Source organism: Candidatus Xianfuyuplasma coldseepsis, assembly GCF_014023125.1.
Classification (GTDB): Bacteria; Bacillota_I; Bacilli_A; order Izemoplasmatales; family Izemoplasmataceae; genus Xianfuyuplasma; species Xianfuyuplasma coldseepsis.
On the sequence record NZ_CP048914.1, the window covers coordinates 1,456,199 to 1,479,752 of the forward strand.

Consider the following 23,554-nt stretch of genomic DNA (forward strand, 5'->3'; position numbering starts at 1 on the left):
AATTTTGTTCTCTTTTTTGTTGAATTGTTGATATTATTCTTCGTCAAACATTCGATGACGATGCCACGGACGTTGCATGTGTTGGAATCGATCTTGAAATGTTGGAAGCTCGAATCCGTATTCATCAGCGACAGCTTGCAGCTCTTCATGAACTGTTTGTAATGCAGTTTCAATTTCTTCATCCGTCATGGTTGCCCAATCATAGGTGGCATTTGCTGTATCAATAACGGTTGTGAGAGCAGTTTGTTGTTCCTCGGTAAGGGTGTCCAAAAAGGCTTCACGAGGGTACTGAATTCCATTTTCTCGAACATTTTCTGTTCGGCGATGTTGGATTGCTTCACGAATGCGTTCACGGAGTGTAGGACCTTCAATGCCTAGTTCTTCGTAGAGTGCTTGCATCTCGTCACGAATGGCGTGTAAGGCATCAATGATTTCTTCTTCACTCATGTTCGCCCAATCGTACTCCGCATTGATTTTATCAATCGTTGTTAAAACTGCTGTTTGCTGTTCTTCCGTAAGGTTTTCCAAATAGGATTCTGGGGGATATGGAAATCCGGATTCCTGAACGGTATCAACCAGTCGCCCTTGGAAACGACGAACGACGTGATAACGAGCACGTTGATATAATTTACCTGCTTCTTCTTGAACGGTTTCATTCTGCATTGCAACTGCAGTACCGCTGGATAATAATAATGAACCTAATACGAGTAATCTCATGGATGGTGTCCTCCTTTATTTGATTTCACCTATATAACAGTATACCATGGATTTTTATTGGAAAAGAATTGAAATTTATGTACTTATGCAGAATTTATCTAATTTATATTCGTGTTATCGGGTTGATTTGTTATATAATAAAGATAGATAGTACAATGATATTTGGGGTGACAATATGGAATACGTACAAAAGTTTATCAAGGTGATAGAATCGATTGAACATGATAATACCTACAAGTTGGCTTTTGCTCGGGCGATACTAGAGTGTATTGAAGCAAAAGAAATAGAAGAAGTCGAAGATGGTATTGCTATATATCAATACAATATCGTTCAAAAAGTCATGAAGTATTATTGGAATTTACTTGATTTTTTCGGATTGTCACAAGGTCCTAGTAGCGTACTTGAAGCGCGTATTCAAGAAATTCATGATGAGTTTTATGGACACACAAACGTAACCTATAAAGTATGGTATGATAAAGTCGAATCGTTCTTAAAACGGAATCCCGTTCGATTTGAGCGACAAGTGAAAAAATTTATTACGATATTTACCAAAGGTGTTGCGGCAAAATTTAGAGTTCATCGTAAAGAAAAACTGGAGCTATTTGAATTGGACTTGCAATTGAAACGATTGGTGTTTGCCCCAGAAGCAATCGCGTCCTTGCAACAACACGATGGTCTCGTCCATCAATTGATTGACTATCGTTGGGCATTGTTAATTGAAGAGTATAATAAAGCGCCCAATGTTATTCGCAAAGTGATTGGATCAAAAGAGGATAAAATCCGCCGACAAAATCTGATTAAATATCGGAATTTATTGTTACAATATGATCATTTGCATGGTGCAACTGATTTCTTTACCAATGAACATCTTGATCTTGATGACATCTCTTTGGAACACTTAATTCCGTTTCATTTTATCTATGGTTGTGACATTTGGAATTTAATCATCGTCTCCAAAGAAACAGCGAAAGAGCGAAGAGGGATTACCCCTACAGAAGCGGATATTACTCGTCTGGAAGAACGGAATCAACGGTTGTTTGATGCGATAAAACAAACGAAATTACAAGCGCGTTTTGATTTGGAAAATGCGATTGAGAATCATTTATTAAAACGATATTATATTGATTTAAAAGGATAATTGACATTCAAGACAAAACCCATCATAATAATAGTTGAATAGATGGATAACTTTAGGAGGAAATCATGGAATTACAATTAAATGAAAAAACACTTGTCGAAGTAAGTGCGAAAATATCGGTATTTAAAACGATTGATAAAACCGGAGCGATTGCCCGGCAAGTAACAGTGCGTAATGATAAAATATTTGCAGCCGAAGTGGCAACGCATCGCTTTACGAACTATCGCTTGTTATTGTGGATGGTTGTCGCTGCCATTTTTGGAGGATTTGCCCATTATGCATACGACACAATGTTTCTAGGATATAATCCAAATCCACCGATTATTTTTGCAATCTTTTTTGTGATTCTTATCATCGGATTGATCATATCTGTTGGTAAGAAAAAGGAATTGCGATTCGTCGTTCAAAGCGGTAGTGCTCAACCAGAGATGCTGCGCTTTGATGTTGGAAAAGACGTCCCCGAAAAGAAATTAATTGATTTGATGGATGTATTGGTAAATTAGAGGAGAATATCCTCTTTTTTATTGCTTGAATTTATATTGCATATTACCCGGATTTTTTGTATAATGATGTGGTATGTGAAGGAGTGATTTAGATGATGATATTGACCGCACCAATATTTGGTGCTAAGCACATTGAGGGATTGATTTTTGTTGCCATACTGAATGTTGTCTTATACTTTGTATTTAAGAAATATGTCAAAGATGAGCGACGATTCATGATTATTGCATTGATTTTGTTTTACGTATTTGAAGTGTTGAAATTAGGGTATTTGATTATTCGAGACGGATCGTTTCCAATGAATCATATTCCGCTTCATTTATGTAGTTTACCACTATATGCATTTCCGATAATTGTTTTTGTTAAAAAAGACTATTGGTTACATCACTGGGCAAAAGCAGCTGGGTTTGGTGTCGTACTGATTGCTGGAATTACTGCGCTTGTGATGCCGGTAAATATCATTGGAAGTAATGAAACATGGTTTAGCTTAGAGGATAACTATCTGCCATTTATCAGTTTTATTTACCATGGGTTAATGATTTTTATCCCCTGGTATATGGTGAAAGCGGGATATGTGTCGATCTCGAGAAAATCGATGCTTCAGGCGATGTATTTTACAACCATCATTATGGTGATTGCATTAATTGTGAATCTTATTTGGGATAAAGATTATATGCTCTTAAACACAGGTAATGGAAGTCCATTGGTGTTCTTGCGTGATATTCATCAGGTTGTTTACACGATGTCGATGATTGCACTTGGCTATATTATGATTGCAATCACGTTCGGTGTAACAATGGCGATTGTATCACGAAAGAAGTGATTCGATGAATACGATTTTGTTTGACCTTGATGGGACATTGCTCCCCATGGATATCAATCATTTTTTAGATTTGTATTTCCATAATATGGGAAAACATTTTTACAATTGGACCGATCCCAAACTATTAGCTAAGAAAGTCTTACAAGCGACCGAAGTCATGATTCAAACCAATGATGGCCGGACGAACGAAGATATTTTTATGGAACATTTTGATACTCTAATTGAAGGCGACATTGACGCGTATAAAGAGCATTTTACAACGTACTATGAAACCTTGTTTGCTAATGTACAAGCATCCACGAATCAATCAAAAGAAATGATTGAAGCCGTCCAAATATTGAAAGAAAAGGGCTATACACTAGTTATAGCGACCAATCCATTGTTTCCATATCGCGCGAATATTCATCGGATTAACTGGGCTGGATTAAACCCCGAGTGGTTTACCCACATTACATCATTTGAGGAAAATCGATACAGTAAACCATACCCCGAGTTTTTCCAAGAAGTACTGGATAAAATTGGGAAACAACCAGAAGAATGTATGATGGTTGGTAATGATGTCTTTGATGATTTACCAGCTGCGAAGCTAGGAATCTCTACCTATCTCTTGACCGATTGTTTGATTAACACGCATGACTTGGATAATACAGCAGACTACACGGGCTCTTATAAAGACTTTTTGGCCTTTGTAAAACAATTACCACACGTATAAACGACGCAAGTCGTTTTTCTTTTTTATTGGGGAAATCATGGTTCTTTGTTATAATAATAAAAGGTGATGAATATGAAACAGTATGTAAAAACAAGAGATCAATTACGAGATGAACTACAAGTCGATCCAGAACAAGGATTAACTGCGAGTGCCGTTATAACATCACGGGATACGCATGGATCGAATAAGTTGGAAGAAAAACAACAAGAAGGTATTGTCCATATGATCATTGGTGAGTTAACGGGATTTTTAAATATCTTACTAATGTTGGCGGCGATTGTCAGTATTATTGCGAGTCATCATATCGCCGATGGAGCCTTTATTTTTGCGATAGTTATTCTCAACACAGGACTCAGTGTATTCCAAGAACGAAAGGCAAGCAATGCCGTGAGTGCACTCAAAAGCATCAGTGCACCCCATGCAAAAGTACTCCGAGATGGGTCGTGGCAACAACTCGATTCAACGCTTCTTGTTGTTGGGGATATCGTCTTACTTGAAGCAGGGGACTATGTCCCGGCTGATATGCGATTATTGGAGACGACTAATTTAAAGATTGATGAAAGTGCACTAACAGGAGAGAGTGTTCCGGTTGATAAAGATGCGGAAGTAAAACTTTCTGATCCGACACCAATCGGGGATCGGATTAATATGGCCTACATGTCAACCATCGTTACCTATGGTCGTGGTCTTGGTCTTGTCACGGAAGTGGGAATGAAAACCGAGATTGGAAACATTGCCGATTTACTAAATGAAGTCGAAGATGAAATGACACCATTACAGCGTAAAATTGATCACCTAGGGAAATTGCTAGGTACGGTTAGTATTGTCGTTGTTATCTTAATTTTTGCCGTTGGTTTGCTATACAATGCTATTGGATTTACGGATTTTGCTATTCTTGATTTGTTTATGGTAAGTGTCAGTTTAGCTGTTGCTGCAATACCAGAGGGATTGCCTACGGTCATTACCGTAGTTCTTAGCCTAGGAATGCGCAAAATGGCAACGAAAAAAGCGATTGTTAAAGAGTTGAATGCAGTTGAAACACTGGGAAGCACGACCGTTATTTCATCGGATAAAACCGGTACATTAACGCAAAATAAAATGGTTGTTCAGCGCTTATTTGATAATAATAAAGTTCTTGAAGTCACGGGACAAGGGTATGACTTTGCTGGTGAAATCAAAGGATCAAACGAGAATGTGGATTTGATTAGTCGGATTGGATTACTATGTAACGATGCAAAAATTGAAGGTGACACATTAATTGGTGATCCTACGGAATTGGCATTGATTCCATTGGCTGCGAAAAATAAGTTAAACCAAGAAGAGACCAACAAACGATATCCCCGTGTAGATGAGTTTCCGTTTGACAGTGATCGCAAACGAATGAGTACATTGCATCAAGTGGATTCATCCTATCATGTCTATACCAAAGGTGCGCCGGATCAATTGCTTAAAGTCTGTAATCGATATCTATTAAATGGTGAGATTCATGATATCGATGAAACGTTTGTTCAAGTCGTTAATCTAGCCAATCAAGGCATGGCACACAATGCCCTTCGGGTACTAGGGTTTGCCTATAAAGAATTATCGGACAAAAAGTCTGTTAAAGACGAAGAAAAGGATCTAATTTTTGTCGGATTGGTCGGAATCATCGATCCTCCTCGTGAAGAAGTGAAGGATGCGATAAAAATATGTCATAAAGCTGGAATTCGCGTGGTCATGATTACAGGGGACCATAAATTGACAGCCAGTGCTATTGGTAAAGAACTGGGCATTATCACCAGCGATAAACAAGCGATGAGCGGTGAAGAAATTGATGCATTGAGCTATCCGGAGTTTCTCGATTTGGTGCGAACGACCAATGTGTTTGCGCGGGTATCACCAAATCATAAAGTAATGATTGTCAAGGCATTGCAGGAAACCGGTGAAATCTCAAGTATGACAGGAGATGGTGTCAACGACGCACCAGCTCTAAAACAAGCCAATATCGGTGTGGCTATGGGGATTACCGGAACCGACGTATCCAAAGAAGCGGCCGATATGGTGTTGATGGATGACAATTTTACAACGATTGTTGATGCGGTCGAAGAAGGTCGCGTTATTTATGCGAACATACGAAAGTTCGTTGCCTATCTTGTCAGTTGTAATGTGGGTGAAGTTCTGTTGATCTTTGTTGCGATGTTACTGGGATGGGGAAGTCCGCTGTTGCCGATCCAAATTTTATGGATTAATCTGGTAACCGATTCATTCCCAGCATTCGCGCTTGGTTTAGAGAAAAAAGAGTATGGAGTTATGGATCATGATCCGATTGACCCACAAGCTAGCATTGTGGATAGAAGAATGGGTATTGCCGTATTATTCCAAGCCGTATTCTTAACGACTGCGGTATTAATTTCCTATTATATTGGGGCTCATGTCATCGCGACGGACGTGAACTTAGGTAGTACGCTTGCATTTATTACCATCATCACGGGTGAATTATTACGAACGTATTCAGCTCGTAGTGAAACGACAACTATCTTCAAGATGAATCCGTTTGATAACAAACTGATCAACTACGCCGCATTATTTGGAATGGTATTGTTATTGATTGTGCTGTTTGTACCAGGAATCAATACCTTATTCAGAACCAATGTACATCTAACAGTTGGACAATTCTTCACTGCATTTGCTCTTGGATTTATTCCGCTATTTGGTGGCGAGTTAGCAAAACTATTCAAATAAAAAAAGTGCCTTATTGGCACTTTTTCATTGCTTGCAGTAAGATGTTTTTCCATTGTAACTGTTCTTCTTCAGATAATGATAACATTTGTTTTTGCTGGGAAATCCATCCGTGAACAATGGCTTGATAATAAGACTCTAGTACTTTATCGGACAATTCATCACAAATGAATTCTTCCATCCGACCTTGGTGGAACAACTTTTGCCGTAATTTACGCATACGTGTTTTGTGTTTGCGAATCGCTTTGGTGCAGTCTAAAGAGAGTATGATCGATTCATCCAAATTGGGACGGTTCGTATCATAGTAACTTTCGACCTCATATTCAAACAATTGATCCACTTTATCCAGGTAAGGAATCAAATCGGTAACCAGGTCTTTCAAGTGGTTGTAGGCCTTATCCTGATTTAACTGGATGATGTGTTCGTATAGCATTTGTTTGTCATTGAAATACTTATAGAGGGTAACTTTCGATACATTGGCATATTGGGCAATGCTTTCCATGGTAACTTTGTGATACCCATTACGGACAAACAAACGCGATGCTTGTTCAATGATGCTGTTGATTTTTCGTTGTGAGCGAGCTGATAATGTCATGTATATCACTCCTTTGTACAACGGGATCTATTCTTAATTTTATTATACATCAAAATATCTGGTTTATGAAGGAATGTCATAAATTCATAAAAAGTTAGTGTGCAAACAAATTGTGTTTCATTAATTTTTTTGATACTATATTTTCAGTGTTTATGTGATATGGAGGACGTTATGGAGATATTACGATGGATCAAAAAGAATTTAATCATCAGTATTGCAATATCAATCTTCTTAGCAGTAGTGCTAGGTACTTACTTTGATTTATCATGGATGAAATCGTTGGTGTTACCACTAACGTTCTTGTTGGTATACCCGATGATGGTTACATTGCAGTTCCATACATTGATTGAAAAGGGGAACTGGAAATTACAAGTGACGACACAACTGATAAATTTTATTGTTTACCCTACAATTGCCTATGTTCTTGGCATCCTCTTTTTTGAGGATCAAGCCTATTTTCGATTGGGATTGTTGTTGATTACCTTACTGCCAACTTCTGGTATGACAATCAGTTGGACGGTGATGGCAAAGGGCAATGTCCATGAAGCAATACGGATGATTGTCATCGGACTACTTCTGGGTGCGGTTTTATCTCCCCTATACATATCTTTATTATTGGGGACTGCAATACAAGTTTCATTCTGGACGATTTTTACTCATATAATGCTGGTTGTGTTTATCCCTCTATTTACAGCATATATAACACAGAGAATAATCATTTATAAGGCAGGTAGCGATACGTTTCATACAAAGATTAAACCGATCTTTCCGTTGTTCTCCACGCTCGGTGTAGTCTTGATGATCTTTGTTGCTATTGCAGTAAAGGCAAATGTGATTGTTCAAAATCCAGGAATCCTACTACAGATATTACCAGTACTGATAATATTATATGCGTTATTCCTGTTGATCAGTGTTCTTGTTGGCCGCTTTTTGTTCAAACGCGAGGATGCGATTGCGCTTGTGAATGGAACTGTGATACGGAATTTAAGTCTCTCTTTAGCAATTACTTTATCAGCCTTTGAAGGTGCGGGAATTGCGGCTTTGCTCATAGCAATTGCCTTTGCGTTGCAAGTTCAAATTGCTGCCTGGACAGTGAAATTAAGTCAGTTGATTTTTCGGTAATAAGTGAAATAAATAAAAATGAAAGCTTGAAGAGAACTTTCTTTTTTATAGGCATATTCCTTGAAAAAGACTGAAAATGATATTATAATATAATTGTAATCATTACAATAATAAAAGAATAACAAAGGAGAGTATCGAATGAAACAAACAGAGTTAATGAACAAATATGTAGCAGATTTAGCTGTATTGAATGTGAAATTTCACAACTTACATTGGAATGTTGTCGGAGAAAATTTCGAAACAGTACACGTGTATATTGAAAAATTATATGATGATTTATTCTTGAAATTTGATGAAGTAGCTGAGAGAATTAAGATGTTAGGAGAGTTTCCGAAAGCATCGCTAGCATCTTATTTGGAATTGACGACTATCGAAGAGTTGGACAATAAAGATTATGCGATTGAAGAAACTTTTAAAATTCTACAAGTGGAACTAAAAACATTGAAACAAATGGCTCATGATATACGCTTATTAGCTGATGATAATGATGATTTCGTAACCGTTGCATTGATGGAAGATCATATTGGTGCATACGATAAGGAAATCTGGTTTATCAAACAAACATTAAAATAATACGTTAGGAATGATGAATATGACAGGTAATGTGAGAGAGATATTACGTGATAAAGGAATAAGTCCCTCGGTTACAAGAACGACGATTTATTCGTATTTAGACATGGCAAACAATCATCCGACTGTGGATGAAATCTACACATCACTAGTCGAGGAGTTGCCAACATTATCGAAAACAACAGTGTACAATGTGTTGAAGTTGTTTTGTGCACATGATCTTGTGAAACCTGTCAATATGAGCTCGTCCGAAATGCGATATGAGTTAAATCATACACCACATTCACATTTCCGTTGTACAGTGTGTGGAACCATTTATGATATACCATTTATTAAACCAACCTATACCAACGAACACTTGCAAGGATTCCTCATCAATGAAGAAGAAGTGAATCTTAGTGGTGTGTGTCCGGTTTGTCAACAAAAGTAAAACAAAAAAATAGACTTCAATTGAAGTCTATTTTTTATTGAATACGGCATTCCAGTCATCCATGAATGCTTTAATTCCTTTGTCTGTTAGTGGATGAGTAATGGCTTTTCTTAGTACCTCATAAGGTACGGTTGCAATATGAGCACCAACTAGGGCACTGTCGGCCATTTGTTTCGGTGTGCGAATCGATGCACTGATGATTTCCGTTTTAAAATTATATTGATCAAAGATGCGTCTGATATCTGCAACCACTTCAATTCCATCATGCAAGGTATCTTCCAATCGTCCAACAAATGGACTGACATAGGTTGCACCAGCAGTAGCGGCAAGCAATGCTTGGTTGGCAGAGAACACTAAGGTAACATTGGTTTTAATACCAAGTTTTGATAATTCTTTTGTTGCCTTGAGTCCTTCAGAGGTTAAAGGGATCTTGACAACCATATTCGGGTGTATCTTACTAATTTCAATACCCTCTTTGACCATGCCTTCGGCTTCTAAACTGATGACTTCACCACTGATTGGTCCATCGACAATTTCCGTTATTTCCTTGATGACTTCAAGAAAATCACGACCTTCTTTGGCAATGAGTGTTGGGTTGGTTGTGACACCGGATAAGATTCCGATATCAGCCATTTCACGAATGTGGTCGACATTTGCAGTATCAATAAAAATTTTCATTTACTCCATCTCCTCTTCTTCAACTTCCGGGAAGACGACAGGTTCTACTCCGGGAAGCATTTCTTCTAATTTATCGACGAATAATACGCCGTTTAAATGATCAATTTCATGTTGGATAACGATGCCTACATACCCTTGAACTTTAATAACGACTTTCCGTAGTTCATCAGTATCTGGTAGGTATTGGTATGCGCGAACGCGGATTTTTTTGTAGCGTGGAACCAATCCAGTCACTTCGCGATCAACACTTAAGCAACCTTCACCACCAGGGAGATATGTTAAGGCTTCAGAGTGGGAGATTATCGTAGGATTCACCAACAATAATTTATACAGTTTTTCATTCATTTCATCGGTTGTAAGAATGGCAATCATTCGTTTCTTTATATTGATTTGAGGGGCTGCTAATCCAACACCAGCACGTAAACCAAGTTCTTCACCAATTTCTGGATCTTGAGAGTTTTCTAAGAATTCCATCATCTCTTTTAAGGTTGTTTTGGTTGTATCGTCCAGCGGAATCGAAACATCCTCGCTACGCTGTGCTAATGTTGGGTGACCTTCACGAATTATATCTTTCATTAATAACATCAAATCACCTCGAACATATTATAACAAAATATCAATTCAAAACAAACATAACCACTATAATAATTTGGAAATGTGGACAATAATTGTATTAAAACGTTTTCTTTTTATCAATTCGGTTTACTATGAGTAGTAAAAACTGTATAATAAAATTGAAATTTAGGAGGTATTTATGAGTAAAAAAATTAGAAAAATCAGGATTATCACCGGTGGTGGAGACTGTAGTGGGTTAAATGCTGTCATCAACGGTATTACCAAAACTGCAGTGAACAAATACGGTCTTGAAGTTGTAGGATTTACCCGTGGTTTCGCGGGATTATACAAAAATGATTATCGCCCGCTTGGATTACGTAGTGTATCGGGTATTATGCATGAGGGTGGAACAATATTAAAATCGTCCAATAAGGACAATTTGTTTAATTACCCTTATCGGAATGCCGATGGTACGATTGTGTATAAAGATGTTTCCGATGAAGCGGTTCAAAATTTGAAATATCTTGGAATTGACGCGTTAATTGTTATCGGTGGTGATGGGACATTAACCAGTGCTCGTGACTTTGCACGAAAAGGAATCCCTGTTGTTGGTGTACCTAAAACAATCGATAATGATCTCCCGGCAACGGACGTTACTTTCGGGTACAATACGTCATTAGAAACGATTACCGATGCCCTTGATAAGATTCACACAACGGCCTATTCTCACGACCGGGTAATGGTTGTTGAAGTCATGGGACGTCATAGTGGATGGCTTGCCCTAGAAGGTGGGCTTGCAGGTAGTGCAGATGTAATATTAATACCGGAAATTCCCTATGATTTAAGCAGTGTCGTTGAAAAGATACGTCAACGTGATGCTTTTGGACGAAATTTCAGTATTATCGTTGTCAGTGAAGGTGCAAAACCAAAAGATGGTGAAGTGCATGTTCGTGAAATCGTTGAAGATAGTGCCGATAGTGTTCGTCTTGGTGGAATTGGACAAGTGATTACCGATCAATTAGCGAAACTAGTACCAGAACACGAAGTACGCTATACCAACTTAGCCTATATTCAACGTGGTGGAATCACATCACAATTTGACCGTGCACTAGGATTATTATTTGGTGTCAATGCCGTTGATTTGCTAATGAATGGCGGTAGTGGACGCATGGTTCAATTAAAATCACGAAAAATCACGTCAATTCCATTAACAGAAGTCGTTGGTGATGGTCCAGTTGGTGAAACCTCTCGAGGTGGCGGTAAAACCGTTGATCCAGATGGACAATATGTGCAAGCTGCAAAATCGATTGGTATCTGTTTTGGTGATCGTTACCGTTTTGAAGAAGCCGACGAGTAATGTATACATATCCCATTGATTACGATCAGTTTACCACCGACGAAATCATCGCCATCGTGGAGTTTTTAGCTTTGGTAGAAGAAGCGAATACGACGAAGATTGATCCACATGTACTCAGTGCAAAGCATGAACAATTTCGTCGCATCGTCAATTCGATTTCGTTGGAAAAACAAATTGATCGTGCCTTTGAAAAAGTATCCGGCTTTTCGATATTTAAAACGATTAAAAAGTATAAATGACAAACAATGTTTGTCATTTTTTTTGTTACATTGTAACGATTTACAAACAAACGTTCATTTATAAATCAAAAAATGATATAATAAACTAAAATAAAAAAAACTTACGAGGTGATTGGGTGTTTTGTAAAAAATGTGGGAATCAATTAGAAAACGATGCGAAGTTTTGTCCTTCTTGTGGGGAAAAGGTGCAACAAAATTATTCGGCACCACGACCATTTGAACAACATAGTATCGATGAGAGTCAAAACTATCAATATCAAAAATCAGCATTTAAAGGAAAACAAGTATCAACAGGTACAAGCGGTAGTATTAGTTTTGGAAATAAGACGAAAAAGAAAGGGTTACTCGGGCGAATCATTAAATTGGCCGTTGTTGCTGCCGTAATCGTTGTGATTGCTAGTTTCTTCTTCGGTGGAAGTCCGATTACATATGTAGAGTCTGGAACCGGATTTGATGCTGCTAATAGTGAGTTGACAGGCAAAACGGAAACGTTCACCACAACTACACCAGAAATTTATATACTATTTGATTATGAGGATTTAGAAGTTGGTAAGACATTGTATTTAAATCTGTTTTATGAAGACGAAACCGAAACCGATGCATCGTACACGATGAATGTTGAAGATAGTGTTGGATGGGGGTATGTCTCCTTCGTACCCACCACGACCTGGGCGGTAGGAGATTATACGCTCGAATTTGTCATTGATGAAGAACTGATTGATACCTACGAATTCAGTGTGGAATAAAAGAGAGTCTTTGGACTCTTTTTTTGTGGTACAATAAAGTCGAGGTGATTGAATGAGACTGGATCGATTTGTGGCGATGCGTAAGTTTGGATCTCGCAAAGATGTATCTGAGCTTATAAAAAAAGGATTAGTGAGCGTGAATGATCAAATCATTACTACACCATCCAAACATATTGATGAAACGAAGGATGTTGTCGTTGTTGATGGTGTAGTTGCACCACAAGAGAAAACGATTGTCCTGATGATGAATAAACCCCAAGGAGTCGTGTGTGCTAATACAGATGAACGTCACAAAACCGTACTGGATTTATTGGAAGAACCGTATTCGCGTTATGATTTGAACATTGCTGGTCGTCTTGATATCGATACGGAAGGATTGGTACTTCTTACCAATGATGGCCAATTGATTCATCAATTAATTACGCCGAATAAAAGCGTGTTTAAACGGTATTATGTGGAAGTGAACCAGCCGTTTATAAATCCCGACATATTACACTCCACCTATCAAATAAAGGATGGGAAAGGAGAACTGTATCAACCGCAAAAAGCTGTGGTAGAGGTGGTTGATGATACGCATTTTTATTTGTCGATTATCGAAGGAAAATTTCATCAAATCAAGCGTATGGTGGAACATTTTGGGTATCAAGTAACCTATTTAAAACGGATATCCATCGGCGATATTACATTGGATGATGCGCTGGATCCAGGCATGTATAAAGAGTTATAAAAAAAAGAAGACTTCGGTCTTCTTTTATTGTAATTCTGATAGAATTTGTAGCAGGGTAGATATTGTATACTCAAGTTCTTCTTTTGTGGTGTACTCTCCGATGGAGAAACGAATACTACCATTGATGTACTTTAAAGGGACGCGAATGGCTTGGAGGACATGGGAAGGTTCGATTGATGTCGAATCACATGCACTTCCTGTGGAAACATAAATCCCCGCTTTGTTCAGATAAAACGTGATATCACTTGCCTCATATCCATGAAAGGATATGTTGAGATTGCCGGAAAGACGAGATGGCCCAATAGGGGGACCGTTTAAACGATAATTTATGTTCGCATCATCGAGACGCTGTAAAAAGTATGTTGCATAATGATTTAAGCGTTCTTGATAGTCTTTGTATTTATCAATTCCATGTTGTAGTGCCGTAGTGAATCCAATAATATAAGGTACGTTTTCGGTACCGCTGCGAAGATTGTTTTCTTGCTGTCCACCATGGATAAGATTAACGATTTTTGTACCTTCTTTGATGTATAACAATCCAATTCCCTTGGGGGCATGGAATTTATGACCACTGACACTCATCAAATCAACTTGTAGTTCACTCAAATTGAGTGGCATGTGGGTGACGGCTTGAACGGCATCGACGTGAAGATACGTCGAGTGTTGTTGGCAAATAGTTGAGATTGCTTGGATGTTTTGGATGGTTCCAATTTCATTATTAGCTAAGACGATGGATACCACAAGTGTGTTATCACTAATTATTTGTTGTAACTGAAGCAAATCAACGAATCCCTGATCATCGACATCAAGATAATGAACAATGAATCCAAGTGTTTCTAAAAATTCACAGGCATGTAAGGTGGCGTGATGTTCAATTTTAGTTGTAATGATTTCACCTTTGGTATGATTGGCAAATGCGAGACCTTTTAAGGCCCAATTGGTTGCCTCGGTACCACAACTCGTAAAGAACACTTCCGTGTGGCTGCAACCCAATAATGAGGCAACGGTTTTCCGCGATGTATTAAGAATTTTTCGAACTCGGATTCCTTTGTCGTGTAAACTGGATGGATTACCGAAGTCTTTAATAAAGAACGGTTTCATCGCTTCAAATACCTCTGGACTAACTTGTGTTGTGGACGCATTGTCTAAATAGACATCCATAGTTATCCCTCCAAGTAGATGGTGCAGAATTGCGGTTGTTGTAATGATAGAAATGATAGGTCATCCAGATGATTATTGACATCTAGGGGATTGTGATCGTGTAATAAACGCAATACGATATCGACGTATTCTTTAATGACATAGGATTGGTGAATGATACAGGGATCATCGTCATTAAATAATTCAATACTTTTGGCGATAATCGCCGATTCTTTGATCGGAATATCGGAGATGCGACCTTCGTAAATAATTGAATTTTGTTCTTTGATTAGAATTTTTTGTTTCATACGTATCACCTACTTATATGATAACACGATAGAGGAAGAATAAGAAGATTACAAAGAATAATAATGCGTTCAACAACTTGATGGTTGCCATGTGTTCCCGTACCCAGTTACTAATCGATACAACACTTTTAAGTTTTACTGCCGTAATAGCAATGACGATAAGTGGCATCACAAACATCACGTTATAAAAGAGTAATAAAATATACGCATATCCACCGGTATCCATCGAATGAATACCATAGAGAATTCCGAAGTAAATTTGTCCAGTACAAACGAGCTCGGTTACACTGAGGGTAATACCGAGAAGGAACGTAATCACTAAAACGGTTACCAATCCTTGTTTGTTATCCGTGTTCATTGCACCGGTAAACAGTTTGACTATTTTTTTGTTATATCGTTGTAACCACTTTGGAAGTTGGTTTTTAATTTTTCCATATTCTTCGTTTCGAGCTTGGAAGTAATCGTATAAATTAAATAGAAATAAGAACAAACACAAGAATAGGACAAAATAATTAATAATCGTACCGATAACGCTAATCTCTGATGCGTATTGTTCAAGGACATTAAGAAAGAACGTACCAATCAGGAAGTACGATAGGAATAAGGCAAATATGTAGACAACACTCACCAATATTAAAACGCGTTTATCATCGGTAAATCCAAGTAAGCTAATGAAAAGTAATAGTAAGGCAATTGCACAAGGATTAAATCCATCGAGAAGTCCTGCCCCTAAAACTAGTAAGAAACCGAGAAAACCAGTTAATTCTTCATAAGCTTGTCCTTCTTCGACTGTAATATCCAATATCGGATCACTGCTCAGTGCGAGAATTGCACCACTGTCATACGCTGCTTTGATGTCGTCGGCATCTTCAAAATAGGTATCGCCAACAAAGACAACTGGAACGGTTCCTGAACTTCGATCATAGGCATCGTTAAATGCGGCAAATACATCAATGGCAGTGACGTTAACGAGTTCACCTTCGGTATCGATATAGGAATATTCGTCGATGACTGGATTGGCTTCAATATCATAAATGATGACGGTTATACCAGCATTTTCCATTATGGTAATGTAATCCTCACTTGCAGTGTAATCACCGCTAAGACCATTCATATACCCTTGTAATTCAGCACAGTTTCGACAACTGGTTTCCTTGAAGTAAATGACTGTTTGGCTCTCTGCTTGGACAGAAGTTGTAACCTGCAATACCATCAGAATAAATGCGATAAGGAGTAATTTTAGTGATTTCATGATGGGCACTTCTTTCGTTTAGTTTTATATTCTAACCTTATTATATAGATGGAGGGGTGCTTAGTCAATGAATGTAACAATATATTACTTGCAACAAGTTTCTGAAACCTTTATACTAGTACTGTGGTGATTTAAATGGAACAACAAATCATAGAAAATGTATATGAACTCATCGATGAATTAAAACAATCGTTGCGTTACAAACGACTCCTAGTATTGAAACAACAAATTGAAGAATCGAGTGTGATTCAAGAAAAAGTCGCTGCGTTCCAACAATGGAATGATGCGTATAACGACGTCAAGAAGTATGGACAGTATCATCCCGATTTGCAACATACTAGAACTCAGTTTCGTAAGGTGAAACAAGCATTGTATGAAGATTCGATCGTTGCGGAATACAAACGATTAGAACAAGAGATCCAACAACGATTGGATTCCATCTCTGCTCAGATAGCACAGGCAATATCCACTAAAATAAAACATCCCAATGAATTGGGAATACTCAACAGACATTAGGTGAAGAAAATGGTAAAACGCAAAAGCCTTATTGTCCATTTCCGCAGTCCGAAAGTTGTCAAACAAATCGAACGTTTTGCGAGTGTCAGTTATTATCACAAAAAACGACGCTATGCGGTTTGTTATGTAAATGAAGCCGATATGGAAATGGTGATGGCAAAACTAAAGAAATTAAAACTGGTTAAAAAAGTCGAAGAAAGTCTATTCGAAACCGACGAATATACCATCGATTTTAATGTCAAGTAAAAATACTTGACATGCAGCAAAGTTGATGATATACTTGTCACGGTTATGAATACATAAGGAGGAAACAATCATGGCAGTTAAAATTAGATTACAACGATTTGGAGCAAAAAAACGTCCTTTCTATAGAATAGTTGCAGCCGATTCACACAGCAAACGTGATGGTCGCTATTTGGAAATTATTGGTACATACAATCCATTAACAAACCCAGCAACTGTTAAAATTGATGAAGAAAAAGCACAGAAATGGTTACATGAGGGAGCACAAGTCACCGATACTGTAAAGAATTTGTTTACCAAGCACGGCATCAAAAAATCGAGCAAATAATAGGTGATGAAGTTGGCAGTTAATTACGAAAAACTGATACATAACTTAATTCATCCCTTAGTGATTCATCCCGAGGATTTAATGGTGAAGAAATTTTCGGAAGATGAACATATGCTTACAATTCAAGTGATCGTTCATCAGGACGACCTTGGACGTGTCATTGGAAAGAACGGACGAATCGCAAATGCGATTAGAACGATTTGCTACGCGAGCGCATCACGCGAAGGCAAAAAAATAACGATCAATATTGATTCGTTTTAGACCTATGGTATAATAGGTCTTTTTTATTTATATGACAATTATCCGTGAGATTATACATTGAAATATCGAACCATCTCTCGTATAATTTTAATAGGCGAGGTGAAACCATGAAAACAGTTCTAAAAAACGGTACAGAAATTGTCATTCGTCAAGCCGAACCCGAGGATGCAAAAGCAATTGTTGAGACGATGGCATTGATTATTTCTCAAACGAAAAATCTCGGACGAGAGCCCGATGAATGGAATAAAACCGTGGAAGAAGAAACGGCTATTTTGAATCGTTTTAAGGATAGTGTGGATGATTATATGGCCGTAGCCGATGATGATGGTCACATTGTCGCCGTAGCCAGTTTTCACGGTCGTCCCTTAAAACGACTACGCCATCGAGTGAATCTTGGAATTAGCATTCTCAAAGCGTACCATCATCAAGGCTTGGGAACTGCCTTGATGAAGCACCTTTTACAACAAGCGAAACGGATGGGGAAACATACGGTTGAATTAGAAGTGCGTGCGGATAACGTGCATGCAATTGAACTATATAAAAAAGTAGGATTTGTCATCGAAGGTGTGAAGAAACAAGGGTTTTATGTTGATGGAGACTATATCGATGAACTCATGATGGCATATTATATGGAGGACAATCTATGAATACATTAGAGGTACAACAAGTAACAAAGACATTTAAATTATCAAAAAAACAACAAAAACTAGAACGGACAAATGCGACGCAAAAGATTGCTTGCAATCAGTTGTCGTTTACCGCTTATCCAGGTGAAATCTACGGATTGCTTGGTCCCAATGGAGCAGGGAAAACGACGGCATTACGAATGATTTCGACACTGATCAAACCCGATAGTGGCGATGTGTTTGTCGGCGACAGTAGTGTTGTCAAAGAAGCGACGGAAGTTCGTGGTAAAATTGGCTTCTTAACCAGTGAGTTAAAACTGGAAGATCATTTTACACCAAACTACTTGTTTACATATTTTTCACGACTGCATGGTGTTGAAGATGAGGTCAGTGACAAACGTAAAAACGAGATGTTTACACGGTTTGGAATTGATGAGTTTATGGAAGTTAAAGTCGGTGAACTATCAACAGGGATGAAACAAAAATTAAGTATTGCCATCAGTTTGGTGCATGATCCTGATTTTATCATCTTTGATGAACCGACAAACGGACTCGATGTCTTAACTGCAAGGGTTGTGACGGATTACTTGTTGGAGTTAAAAGAGAAGGGAAAAACCGTTATTTTAAGTACGCATATTTTATCTGTTGTTGAGAAGTTATGTGATCGAGTGGGCATTATCATCAATGGTAAAATGAAAATCACTGATACACTCGATGCGATAAAATCGGCCTACCCTGATAAAAGCTTAGAGGACATCTTCTTTGATTTTGTTGCTGAAGAAGCCCTTGAAGGGGGAATGGAACAATGAAAAATGCAATGACGATATTTAAAAAAGAATTCTACCGCGTGATGAGTGATCGTCGCTTAATATTTACGGCAATTTTATTACCAGGGTTAGCCATCTATGTGATGTATAGCTTTATGGGGAATGCGATTGGAAATGAAGTTGAAGATATTCAAGAACATACCATCATTCTCTATCAAGAGAATATGCCGGATGACATTACAACATTAGTCAACAATAGTGAATACGATATTGAAATTCATGATTTTAATGAAATGTCATTTGATGACATTAAAGATCGAATTTTACAAGGTCAGATTGATTTATTGGTTCGTTTCCCTGCTGATTTTGAAACCAGTATTGAGAACTATGAAACCAGTGAAGTACCGGAAGTCTATACGTACTATAATCCGGGTGAAAAATACAGCTCCAATGCCTATGGTGTGTTTGGTGGAATATTAAGAACGTATCGAAACAGTGTTAGTTTGGACCGTTTTGGTGATGATGTCTATGTGTTTTATACCGATCTCACCAATGAAGACCATGTAATTATGGACGAAGAAAAGGCAACCGGACAAGGATTTGCATCGCTAATGCCAATGCTGATTATCATGTTTTTATTCAGTGGAGCAATGAGTATTGGTCCTGACAGTATTGCTGGTGAAAAAGAACGGGGAACGATAGCAACGCTGCTCGTGACACCAATCAAACGTAGTGAATTAGCGATTGGTAAGGTCATAAGTTTAAGTTTGATTGCTCTCATGAGTGCGGCGTCCTCCTTTGTCGGAATCATGTTGAGTCTACCACGATTGATGCAGGGTCAAGAACTGGATACAAACATTTATGGATTATCTGAATACTTGATGTTGTTTGGTGTATTGCTGGCAACCGTACTCGTGATTGTTGGATTGGTGTCAATGATCAGTGCGTACGCAAAATCAATCAAAGAAGCTTCGATGTTGATTTTACCCCTATACTTTGTTAGTATCATTGTAGGTGTCAGTACCATGTTTAGTGGGGAAGCATCGGCAAATCTATGGGTCTATTTGGTTCCAATATATAGTAGTGTCAATATGTTGATCAGCGTCTTAACATTTGAAGTCGTACCACTACATTTCTTGTTGATGGTAGTCTCTAGTGTTTTATATGTAGGAATCTTAATCTATATTATCAATAAATTGTTCCAATCCGAAAAAGTCATGTTTAGTAAGTAGGTGTTTTATGAACGATGTCATTGTCGGTGTAATTGTCAATACACACGGACTAAAAGGAACTTTGAAAGTCAAATCCTTCACGGACTTTAAAACGATACGATATCAACAAGGAGCAACGTTGTATATTGTTTTTCGTGATGAAAAAATACCGGTTACGGTGGATTCATTTCGAACGGTAAAAGGATTGGACTATCTGGATTTTAATGAGTTTAATGACATCAATCAATGTGAACAATACAAAGGATGCAATTTGGTGATTTCCGAAGACCAACTACATGAACTGGATGACGATGAATATTATTTCGATGAGTTGATCGGAATGGATGTTGTCTGTGACAGTTTTACGGGAACGGTCACAGATGTTCGTGAAGTTCCTCGAGGAGAACTCCTCGTTGTCCAAGCAAATGGAAAACAGCATTTGATACCGTTTCAAAAAGAGTTTGTCAAACATGTTGATAAAGACAAGGGCATTATTACGCTCATTGCATGGGAGGGGTTATTATGAGAATTGATATCTTAACGTTATTCCCCAACATGTTTTCTGGGTTCTTAGAAGAAAGTATAATGAAACGTGCCATCGACGCAAAATTAGTGGACATTCACATCATTGATTTTCGTGAGTTCAGTACGTCGAAACATAAAAAAGTGGATGATTATCCCTATGGTGGTGGTGCGGGGATGGTACTTCAAGTGCAACCGGTATACGATGCTTTACGAAGTATAAAAGGATATCGTGAAGCCTTGAAAATTATTGTATCGCCACAAGGGGTTCCCTTCACACAACCAATAGCCTATGAATATTCATCTCATGATCACATTATTATATTGTGTGGTCATTACGAAGGATATGACGAACGGATCCGTTCGTATTTTGACGTTGAACTATCCATTGGTGATTATGTGTTAACTGGAGGAGAACTCGCTGCGATGGTATTGGTTGATGCGATTACACGTGTGGTCCCAGATGTCATCAATAACGATGAATCACATATTCATGATTCGTTTAATAATCATTTGTTAGAGCATCCGCATTACACCCGTCCACGTGAATTTGACGGCCAAGAAGTACCTGAAGTCTTGGTTAATGGACACCATCAAAAAATCGAAGAATGGCGATTGCAACAATCGCTTGCAAAAACAAAGAAACGTCGCCCTGATTTATATAAGAAGTATCTGGAGGACAAGAACGATGAAACGACCTGAGTGGATTCCAAAATGGGTTAATGAAACCTTTTTATTGGTTGTTATGCCGGCGATTGTAGTCGTCCTTTTAATCACGGGATTTATGATTTATGGGTTTCAAAAACCTGCATGGACATCGATTGAATCAAAGACCGTGCTTCTCGATACACAACAAGAGACCAATGCTATGTTGATTGATGTTGCAATGAGTGAAACATATAGCGTTGATCAACCATATTTCATCATAGATCCCTATAAAATGTCACCCCTAAGTGGGTTGTTTATATTTAAAACGGATGAGTTGGATTCCTTTATTATTGAAGTGGAAGGGAAAACACCAGAAGCAACCGTTCAATACGTCAGTGAAGTTGCATCGGTTCATTACATTCCGGTGATTGGGCTCTATCCGGATTATGAAAATGTTGTTCATATCTATGATAATGATGATGGTGTAGCGGGAGCGTTACGATTCACTCGAACCATATGGACTGAGCCTGTTGATGAATACGTATTTGCACCGGATGAGGTAACAACAACGACGGATTATTTTGGTCAAGATTGGATGCTGTTAATGCCATCGGATCAAGAGACGTTACCAGTAGCAATCGATGCCTTTGGCGATGTTCGGTGGTATTATTCTACACCCTTAGGATTTTCTATGAAACAACTGGAGAACGGATATTTCATGGTTGGATCCAGTCGAATGATTGGATCACCCTATTACCGTGATGGATTATACGAAATTGATTTATTAGGTAAGGTCATTAGTCACTATTATATCCCTGGTGGGTATCATCATGATTTTGTCGAGATGCCCAGTGGTAATATTTTAGCATTGAGTAATGATTTTGATGAAACCGTAGAAGATATTGTAGTGGAAATAGATCGATCTACCGGAATGATTGTCAATCAATGGGACATGAGTGATTATGTTTCACCGACGATGGGACAACGTAGCAACAATAGCGAAGTGGATTGGTTCCATGCAACATCGATCGATTATGATCCAGTAGCGAATCGTTTGTTAGTCGCCGGTCGAAATCAAGATATCGTACTATGTATTGATTTGACAAGTGATGAATTGGTGTATATTATTGGCGACCCGACAAACTGGGATGAGGATGTTGTCACAGACGATTTCTTAACACCGATTGGCGCGTCCTTTGAATGGTCCTATGCAATCCATAGTGCTTTATTTTTACCAGATGGCCAAGTGATGTTATTTGATAATGGTTTACATCATTCGAAAGATCTATTAATCGATCCCCTAACATATGGTAATTACAGTCGTGGTGTCGTGTATGCTATTGATGAAACAACTCGAGAAATCACCCAAGTGTTCAGTTATGGTTCCGAACGATTAAGTACGTTTTACAGCCCATTCAACTCGAATGTAGCCTATTATGGTGAAAATCACTATTTGGTTCATAGTGGTGGAATATCCCAAACATCACAAGGATATCTAAACATACCACCTAGTGAATATGATGGTGAGTTATCCTTCACAAAGTCCTCAATCACAGTGGAAGTACAAGATGATGTCGTCGTGTATGAACTACAAATGCCGGCGCATTACGATCAAGCGTTGCGAATCCAACCATATGACAATATCCAACATCAATCTCGGTTGGTGAAGTTTTATGGGGAACAACAAGTATCTTTCTTATATGAACAGGATATTGATCGTCGAATCACGATTCTACAGACATTACCACCGACATACGAATTATTAATATACAAGGAATTTGATCGATTTGTTGTATCGGGTGTTTTTGAAGACAATCAAGAAGTGTACCTCGAACTTCAACAAGGAGAACAATCCTATTATTACGCGATGCCATTATCTCAATCGATACGTTATCCACTGTATCATCAAGAGGTTGATGGTGAAAACTTACGGACAATTGTCACTGTAAATGAGATTGATGTATCTGGTCGATTTGACGTGTTTGTAATCATCGATGGCCATCGCTATCATACATACAAACAAGTTACATTTAAGTGATTTTTATCCTTGCAATTCAAATAGTGCTATGCTATAATAATTACCGCTGTTAAATCTATATACAAT

The 23,554-nt window shown here is 38.1% G+C and carries 29 protein-coding genes; 22 read left to right on the top strand and 7 right to left on the bottom strand.

Translation table 11 applies throughout. From position 1 onward, the window contains the following. Positions 1-33: 33 nt before the first annotated feature. Entirely contained in the window at positions 34-717 is a 684-nt protein-coding gene (locus tag G4Z02_RS07040) for a hypothetical protein (protein WP_258877305.1), read from the bottom strand. A 175-nt stretch (positions 718-892) separates the two neighbouring features. On the opposite strand from G4Z02_RS07040, the gene G4Z02_RS07045 reads away from it, so the two are divergent. The 5 genes from G4Z02_RS07045 to G4Z02_RS07065 all read left to right on the top strand — a co-directional run bounded on the left by G4Z02_RS07045 (position 893) and on the right by G4Z02_RS07065 (position 6,612). Further along, positions 893-1,855 carry a hypothetical protein gene (locus tag G4Z02_RS07045; RefSeq protein WP_258877306.1) on the top strand — a complete coding sequence of 321 codons (963 nt, stop codon included), beginning with the start codon at positions 893-895 and terminating at the stop codon, positions 1,853-1,855. A 65-nt stretch (positions 1,856-1,920) separates the two neighbouring features. Further along, positions 1,921-2,358, top strand: a complete 438-nt coding sequence (locus tag G4Z02_RS07050) for a hypothetical protein (RefSeq protein WP_258877307.1) — start codon at positions 1,921-1,923, stop codon at positions 2,356-2,358. 92 nt (positions 2,359-2,450) lie between these two features. Then, positions 2,451-3,179 (top strand): YwaF family protein, encoded by a 729-nt coding sequence (locus G4Z02_RS07055; RefSeq protein ID WP_258877308.1) that lies wholly within the window; start codon positions 2,451-2,453, stop codon positions 3,177-3,179. Positions 3,180-3,183: 4 nt separating this feature from the next. Further along, positions 3,184-3,891 carry an HAD family hydrolase gene (locus G4Z02_RS07060; RefSeq protein ID WP_258877309.1) on the top strand — a complete coding sequence of 236 codons (708 nt, stop codon included), beginning with the start codon at positions 3,184-3,186 and terminating at the stop codon, positions 3,889-3,891. Positions 3,892-3,963: 72 nt separating this feature from the next. Further along, positions 3,964-6,612: a calcium-translocating P-type ATPase, PMCA-type gene (locus tag G4Z02_RS07065; RefSeq protein ID WP_258877310.1), complete on the top strand. Its 2,649-nt coding sequence runs from the start codon at positions 3,964-3,966 to the stop codon at positions 6,610-6,612. A gap of 10 nt (positions 6,613-6,622) precedes the next feature. Here G4Z02_RS07065 and G4Z02_RS07070 read toward each other — a convergent pair whose 3' ends face one another. Then, on the bottom strand, positions 6,623-7,204 hold the full coding sequence (locus tag G4Z02_RS07070) for a TetR/AcrR family transcriptional regulator (RefSeq protein ID WP_258877311.1): 582 nt from the start codon (positions 7,202-7,204) through the stop codon (positions 6,623-6,625). A gap of 171 nt (positions 7,205-7,375) precedes the next feature. Between G4Z02_RS07070 and G4Z02_RS07075 the strand changes: the two genes are divergently transcribed. The 3 genes from G4Z02_RS07075 (at position 7,376) to G4Z02_RS07085 (ending at position 9,326) form a co-directional block, all read left to right on the top strand. Beyond that, positions 7,376-8,326: an arsenic resistance protein gene (locus tag G4Z02_RS07075; protein ID WP_258877312.1), complete on the top strand. Its 951-nt coding sequence runs from the start codon at positions 7,376-7,378 to the stop codon at positions 8,324-8,326. 138 nt (positions 8,327-8,464) lie between these two features. Further along, complete coding sequence (locus tag G4Z02_RS07080; protein WP_258877313.1) at positions 8,465-8,899, top strand: Dps family protein; 435 nt, start codon at positions 8,465-8,467, stop codon at positions 8,897-8,899. 19 nt (positions 8,900-8,918) lie between these two features. Beyond that, positions 8,919-9,326 carry a Fur family transcriptional regulator gene (locus G4Z02_RS07085; protein WP_258877314.1) on the top strand — a complete coding sequence of 136 codons (408 nt, stop codon included), beginning with the start codon at positions 8,919-8,921 and terminating at the stop codon, positions 9,324-9,326. Positions 9,327-9,353: 27 nt separating this feature from the next. On the opposite strand, the gene fsa is transcribed toward G4Z02_RS07085, so the two are convergent. Both fsa and def read right to left on the bottom strand, forming a co-directional pair. Next, complete coding sequence (gene fsa, locus G4Z02_RS07090) at positions 9,354-10,004, bottom strand: fructose-6-phosphate aldolase (protein ID WP_258877315.1); 651 nt, start codon at positions 10,002-10,004, stop codon at positions 9,354-9,356. After that, the gene (gene def, locus G4Z02_RS07095; RefSeq protein ID WP_258877316.1) at positions 10,005-10,589 is read right to left on the bottom strand and encodes a peptide deformylase; all 585 of its coding nucleotides are present in this window, start codon (positions 10,587-10,589) and stop codon (positions 10,005-10,007) included. A gap of 169 nt (positions 10,590-10,758) precedes the next feature. Here def and G4Z02_RS07100 point away from each other — a divergent pair, with 169 nt between their 5' ends. The 4 genes from G4Z02_RS07100 (at position 10,759) to G4Z02_RS07115 (ending at position 13,628) form a co-directional block, all read left to right on the top strand. Beyond that, complete coding sequence (locus tag G4Z02_RS07100) at positions 10,759-11,916, top strand: 6-phosphofructokinase (RefSeq protein ID WP_258877317.1); 1,158 nt, start codon at positions 10,759-10,761, stop codon at positions 11,914-11,916. Then, positions 11,916-12,155, top strand: a complete 240-nt coding sequence (locus tag G4Z02_RS07105; RefSeq protein ID WP_258877318.1) for a UPF0223 family protein — start codon at positions 11,916-11,918, stop codon at positions 12,153-12,155. The genes G4Z02_RS07100 and G4Z02_RS07105 overlap by 1 nt, the downstream gene beginning before the upstream one ends. A 116-nt stretch (positions 12,156-12,271) precedes the next feature. After that, entirely contained in the window at positions 12,272-12,901 is a 630-nt protein-coding gene (locus G4Z02_RS07110) for a zinc ribbon domain-containing protein (RefSeq protein WP_258877319.1), read from the top strand. A gap of 52 nt (positions 12,902-12,953) precedes the next feature. Next, positions 12,954-13,628 (top strand): pseudouridine synthase, encoded by a 675-nt coding sequence (locus G4Z02_RS07115; protein WP_258877320.1) that lies wholly within the window; start codon positions 12,954-12,956, stop codon positions 13,626-13,628. Positions 13,629-13,652: 24 nt separating this feature from the next. Here the strand turns inward: G4Z02_RS07115 and G4Z02_RS07120 are convergent, their stop codons facing one another. From G4Z02_RS07120 to G4Z02_RS07130, 3 genes are read right to left on the bottom strand one after another with little or no spacing between them, the layout of a single operon-like run. Continuing rightward, positions 13,653-14,789, bottom strand: a complete 1,137-nt coding sequence (locus G4Z02_RS07120; RefSeq protein ID WP_258877321.1) for a cysteine desulfurase family protein — start codon at positions 14,787-14,789, stop codon at positions 13,653-13,655. A 2-nt stretch (positions 14,790-14,791) separates the two neighbouring features. Continuing rightward, a complete protein-coding gene (locus G4Z02_RS07125) occupies positions 14,792-15,076 on the bottom strand; it encodes a hypothetical protein (protein WP_258877322.1) in 285 nt (94 codons plus the stop codon). Between the two features lie 13 nt (positions 15,077-15,089). After that, on the bottom strand, positions 15,090-16,328 hold the full coding sequence (locus tag G4Z02_RS07130; RefSeq protein WP_258877323.1) for a cytochrome c biogenesis CcdA family protein: 1,239 nt from the start codon (positions 16,326-16,328) through the stop codon (positions 15,090-15,092). Between the two features lie 135 nt (positions 16,329-16,463). Between G4Z02_RS07130 and G4Z02_RS07135 the strand changes: the two genes are divergently transcribed. From G4Z02_RS07135 to G4Z02_RS07180, 10 genes are all read left to right on the top strand, one after another. Beyond that, positions 16,464-16,844 (top strand): YlbF/YmcA family competence regulator, encoded by a 381-nt coding sequence (locus G4Z02_RS07135; protein ID WP_258877324.1) that lies wholly within the window; start codon positions 16,464-16,466, stop codon positions 16,842-16,844. A 9-nt stretch (positions 16,845-16,853) separates the two neighbouring features. Beyond that, positions 16,854-17,090: a DUF2129 domain-containing protein gene (locus G4Z02_RS07140; RefSeq protein ID WP_258877325.1), complete on the top strand. Its 237-nt coding sequence runs from the start codon at positions 16,854-16,856 to the stop codon at positions 17,088-17,090. A gap of 70 nt (positions 17,091-17,160) precedes the next feature. After that, positions 17,161-17,415 (top strand): 30S ribosomal protein S16, encoded by a 255-nt coding sequence (gene rpsP, locus G4Z02_RS07145; RefSeq protein WP_258877326.1) that lies wholly within the window; start codon positions 17,161-17,163, stop codon positions 17,413-17,415. A 12-nt stretch (positions 17,416-17,427) separates the two neighbouring features. Beyond that, positions 17,428-17,676, top strand: a complete 249-nt coding sequence (locus G4Z02_RS07150) for a KH domain-containing protein (RefSeq protein ID WP_309544572.1) — start codon at positions 17,428-17,430, stop codon at positions 17,674-17,676. Positions 17,677-17,783: 107 nt separating this feature from the next. Next, a complete protein-coding gene (locus G4Z02_RS07155; RefSeq protein WP_258877327.1) occupies positions 17,784-18,323 on the top strand; it encodes a GNAT family N-acetyltransferase in 540 nt (179 codons plus the stop codon). Continuing rightward, positions 18,320-19,111: an ABC transporter ATP-binding protein gene (locus G4Z02_RS07160; RefSeq protein WP_258877328.1), complete on the top strand. Its 792-nt coding sequence runs from the start codon at positions 18,320-18,322 to the stop codon at positions 19,109-19,111. The genes G4Z02_RS07155 and G4Z02_RS07160 overlap by 4 nt, the downstream gene beginning before the upstream one ends. After that, positions 19,108-20,301, top strand: a complete 1,194-nt coding sequence (locus tag G4Z02_RS07165; RefSeq protein WP_258877329.1) for an ABC transporter permease — start codon at positions 19,108-19,110, stop codon at positions 20,299-20,301. The genes G4Z02_RS07160 and G4Z02_RS07165 overlap by 4 nt, the downstream gene beginning before the upstream one ends. Positions 20,302-20,308: 7 nt before the next feature. After that, positions 20,309-20,806, top strand: coding sequence for a ribosome maturation factor RimM (rimM, locus tag G4Z02_RS07170; protein ID WP_258877330.1), 498 nt, complete (start codon positions 20,309-20,311; stop codon positions 20,804-20,806). Continuing rightward, positions 20,803-21,504 (top strand): tRNA (guanosine(37)-N1)-methyltransferase TrmD, encoded by a 702-nt coding sequence (trmD, locus tag G4Z02_RS07175; protein ID WP_258877331.1) that lies wholly within the window; start codon positions 20,803-20,805, stop codon positions 21,502-21,504. The genes rimM and trmD overlap by 4 nt, the downstream gene beginning before the upstream one ends. Further along, the gene (locus G4Z02_RS07180) at positions 21,491-23,488 is read left to right on the top strand and encodes an aryl-sulfate sulfotransferase (RefSeq protein ID WP_258877332.1); all 1,998 of its coding nucleotides are present in this window, start codon (positions 21,491-21,493) and stop codon (positions 23,486-23,488) included. Before trmD ends, G4Z02_RS07180 begins: the two co-directional genes overlap by 14 nt. Positions 23,489-23,554 lie beyond the last annotated feature (66 nt).